4 protein-coding genes are annotated in these 3715 nt (G+C 62.5%); all 4 read left to right on the top strand.

The features are described 5' to 3' along the window. Nucleotides 1-157: 157 nt before the first annotated feature. The 4 genes from Q0176_RS02955 (at nt 158) to Q0176_RS02940 (ending at nt 3607) form a co-directional block, all read left to right on the top strand. Nucleotides 158-445, top strand: a complete 288-nt coding sequence (locus Q0176_RS02955; protein WP_299299108.1) for a BMC domain-containing protein — start codon at nt 158-160, stop codon at nt 443-445. 41 nt (nt 446-486) lie between these two features. Continuing rightward, nucleotides 487-1332, top strand: coding sequence for a hypothetical protein (locus tag Q0176_RS02950; protein ID WP_299299106.1), 846 nt, complete (start codon nt 487-489; stop codon nt 1330-1332). Beyond that, entirely contained in the window at nt 1319-1591 is a 273-nt protein-coding gene (locus Q0176_RS02945; protein ID WP_299299104.1) for a EutN/CcmL family microcompartment protein, read from the top strand. The genes Q0176_RS02950 and Q0176_RS02945 overlap by 14 nt, the downstream gene beginning before the upstream one ends. 204 nt (nt 1592-1795) lie before the next feature. Further along, a complete protein-coding gene (locus Q0176_RS02940; RefSeq protein WP_299299102.1) occupies nt 1796-3607 on the top strand; it encodes an adenine deaminase C-terminal domain-containing protein in 1812 nt (603 codons plus the stop codon). Nucleotides 3608-3715: the final 108 nt, after the last annotated feature.

Below are 3715 nucleotides of genomic sequence, written 5' to 3'. Positions count from 1 at the left end.
AAAAGGTGTCCAGAGGACAAGTCCTCTGGTGGGGTCTGGGGCGAAGCCCCAGGGCCTTATCTTTGGATGAATTTTGCTGGGTGAATTTTATTGGTGAATCTTCTTTGCGGCTCTGTCGAAAGGACCGCCGATATTTTTCCGAGGAGGACTGTGTGAGATGTCTGAGGCTTTGGGACTGATCGAGACGAAGGGACTTGTGGGTGCTATCGAGGCCGCGGATGCGATGGTGAAGGCGGCGAGCGTGACGATCGCCGGTTACGAGAAGATCGGTTTCGGCCTGGTCACGGTGATGGTTCGCGGCGACGTCGGCGCGGTCAAGGCCGCCGTGGATGCGGGAGCGGCGGCGGCCAAGCTCGTGGGAGAACTGCATTCCGTCCACGTCATCCCGCGCCCGCACGCTGAGGTGGAGCGCGTCATCCTGGCCAATCGCCAAACGGAAAATTGACGCGTGGCCGATTCCATTAGAAAAGAAAGGGGATGGACGACGTGCCGTCGATGTCGGGTGCGGCGAGCATCCTTGAGCAGATGAGCGGCCCTGCCGGTGTGTCCCCGTCCGTTTCCTCCGGACGGGACGCCCCCGGACGCGTCATCGCCGTGTTGTCGGCCGCCGGGGCGGGGAGGGGCCGACAGGCCCTTGCCGAGCTTTCGGTGCTGCTTCGCTTCGGCTGTTCCCTGGATGTCGTCTCGTCTCCGGGGCTGCGTGCCTCCAGGGGGCTTGCGGTGAGATGCGGATTCTACGATATCTCCGGGGAGATGCCGGACGGTTTTCTCGACGGGGCCGACTGCCTCGTCGCGGTCCTTGACCGCGGCGCCGCCGCGAAGGTCTGCCTGGGGCTCCAGGACGATTTTGGGTCCCGCATCATCCTGGAGGGGCTGTGGCAGGGGATGGACGTGTACGCCGACCTTGACGGACTCCTGGAGCCTAAAACCGGAAATGAAGCGCTGAGGGCCCTCTATCAGGGCTATGCGGAGACCCTTGTCCGGTTCGGCGTGCAGGGCATCCGGCGAGGGAGCTACGTCTCCGCCCTCCTGGAGCAATCCGGGGTGCGGAACCCGCTCGAGCCCAACGCCAACACCAATATCAAAATCAACAATAACATCAACGCCAATATCAACACCGTTCCGGTGGCGGCGGAGCCGAAGCCTGCCTTAGGGCAGAGGCTTGTCGTCACGGGAAGGGATGTCCTGGAGCACGCGTCCTGGGCGGAATGGCGCCTGCCCCCCGGCGCCATCGTGACGGATATCGCGCGGGAGACGGCCAGGCGGATGGGCGTCGAGATGATCGCCGCCCCTGTGTCGGGAGAGGGAGGGAGCCGTCATGCAGGTGGCTAAGGTGGTCGGTACGGTGGTATCGACCAAGAAGAACGACACCCTTGTCGGGCATAAGCTGCTGATTGTGCGGTTCCTGGAAAAGAATCTCAAGTCCTACGGCGAGACCCGCATCGTGGTCGATACGGTGGGGGCCGGAGTGGGGGAGCTTGTCCTCTGCGTCTCGGGGGCTGCGTCGCGCAACGCGGTGGGCAACGCGTCGGCGGCCGTCGATGCGGCTATCGTCGGGATCGTGGACACCATCGGCATGAGCGGCAGCTGACGGCCCGGGTGTCCAGTCCAGTCCCGGGATAGCGGCGCGGGGGGCGGAACCCCCGTGGTGAATCGTGTTGAACGTTGAGGAAGCGCTGGAGCTTTTCGTTTGGATGTTTCGCGTATTTTTCATGTGTACTGAATTTTTCCTGCGTTTGCATTGAAATACGCGTCTTTGGTCCAGTCGGTGCTCCCTTGGAGGAGGAAGATGTTCTTGAGCAGGATTGATTCCATGAAGAGGACCATGGAATACCGCACCATGGTCGACGTGCTGATGTCCGAGGAACGGTACGCCGATCTGGTACTGGCGGGTGGGACGATCGTCAACACGCTGACCCGCGAGACCTACGTCGGGGACGTAGCCGTCAAGGGGCGCCACATTCTCATGGTCGGAGATTGCAGTGAGTTGATAGGGCCGGATACGACCTACGTCAACGTGGAGGGGCGCTACCTGTCTCCTGGATTCATCGATTCCCATATGCACTTCGAGAGCAGTATGCTGACGATTACGGAGTTTTCCCGCCTCTCGATCCCCTCGGGGACGACGACTCTGGTCGCCGATCCTCATGAGATCGGCAACGCCCTGGGGCCGGTGGGGATGAAGGCCATGGCAGACGAGGCGGGCAGGGTTCCGAACCACGTCTACCTGGTGGTGCCGTGCCTGGCGCCCGACTGTCCCGCTTTGGAGACCGCGGGGGTCGACGTGTCCTCGAAGGACATCGAGGACCTTCTGAGCTATCCCAATATCATCGGCATCGGGGAGATACAGGGCTTTTCCAACGCCCGGCACGTATACCGCAACACCCCGGAGATCGTGACCGACATCATGGCCTCCACCAGCTATGCCGTGGGGCTCAACCGGACCGTGGACGGTAACGCGCCGGACCTCTTCGGGGCCGAGCTGGCCGCGCACATCCTCGTGGCCGGGGGCCGGGCCTCCTGTCACGAGACGACGACCAAGGCGGAGTGTGTGGAAAAACTGCGCCAGGGGGTCTTCGTGTTCATGCGGGAGGGCTCCACGCAGAAGAACATGGCCGAGTGCATCCGGGCGGTCACCGAGGACGGCCTGGACTCGCGGCGGTGCATCCTCGCGACGGACGATATGGTGGCGGACGACCTCCGCAACCTGGGGCACATGAACGAGATCGTGAGGCGTACGATCCGTCAGGGCGTGGACCCGGTCGAGGCCATACAGATGGTGACCATCAACCCGTCCGCCTACTTCCGCTTCGAGGACCGCGGCGCCCTCGCCCCCGGCAAGCTGGCCGACATCGTCGTCCTGGACGATCTCTACGAGATGTCGGTCGAGGCCGTCTTCATCGAGGGGAAGCTGACCGCGCACAAGGGCAGGCTGCTTGTCGACCTCTCCCCCTATGTCTATCCCGACACCGTCAAGATCTCTGTCCGCAGGGCTCCTCTGACGAAGTCGGACCTGGAGGTACGCAGCGATGCCGCGCAGGTCACCGGAAACTGCCTCGTCGTCATCCCGGATCAGAACCTGACGGACACCCTCAAGGTTACCCTGCCCGTCTCGGGCGGCGTCGTCTCGTGCGACCCGAAGGACGATGTGCTCTACATCGCCTGCATCGAGCGCTACGGGCGCAACGGCAACATCGGCAAGGCGTTCGTCCGCGGGTTTGGGATGAAACAGGGGGCCATCGCGGAGAGCGTGGCGCACGATACGCACAACATCATCGTGGCGGGAGCATCTCTCGAGGACATGGTTGCGGCGGTCAACCGAGTGATCGAGATGGGTGGCGGAATCGCCTTGGCGGATCGGGGCAGGGTCGTGGGCGAGCTGCGTCTGCCCGTGGGCGGCCTGATCTCGGACGAGCAGTCGGGCGAGGAGATGGCTGAGAGCATCAAGCGCTTGGCGGAGGCTGCGCGGACGCAGCTCTCCTGTGCGATTCACGAGCCCTTCATGCACCTGTCCTTCCTGGCGCTCTCCACCAGCCCGAAATGGAAGATCACGGACAAGGGGCTGATCGATGTCGAGAACTTTCGGATCCTTCCGCCCATAGACTAACAGAGAGGACAAGACAACGTTCAAGGTTGATGTTAGCTTTTTGACAATTTGTGTTTCTGCAGGTTGGCACATGGAGTATCCAATTTACTTGCAGCCTTTAGTCCTCCA

The sequence above is a fragment of the uncultured Fretibacterium sp. genome (assembly GCF_938040765.1).
GTDB lineage: Bacteria > Synergistota > Synergistia > Synergistales > Aminobacteriaceae > CAJPSE01.
Note: the sequence above shows the minus strand (reverse complement) of the source record. Positions and strands in the feature narration are given on the sequence as shown.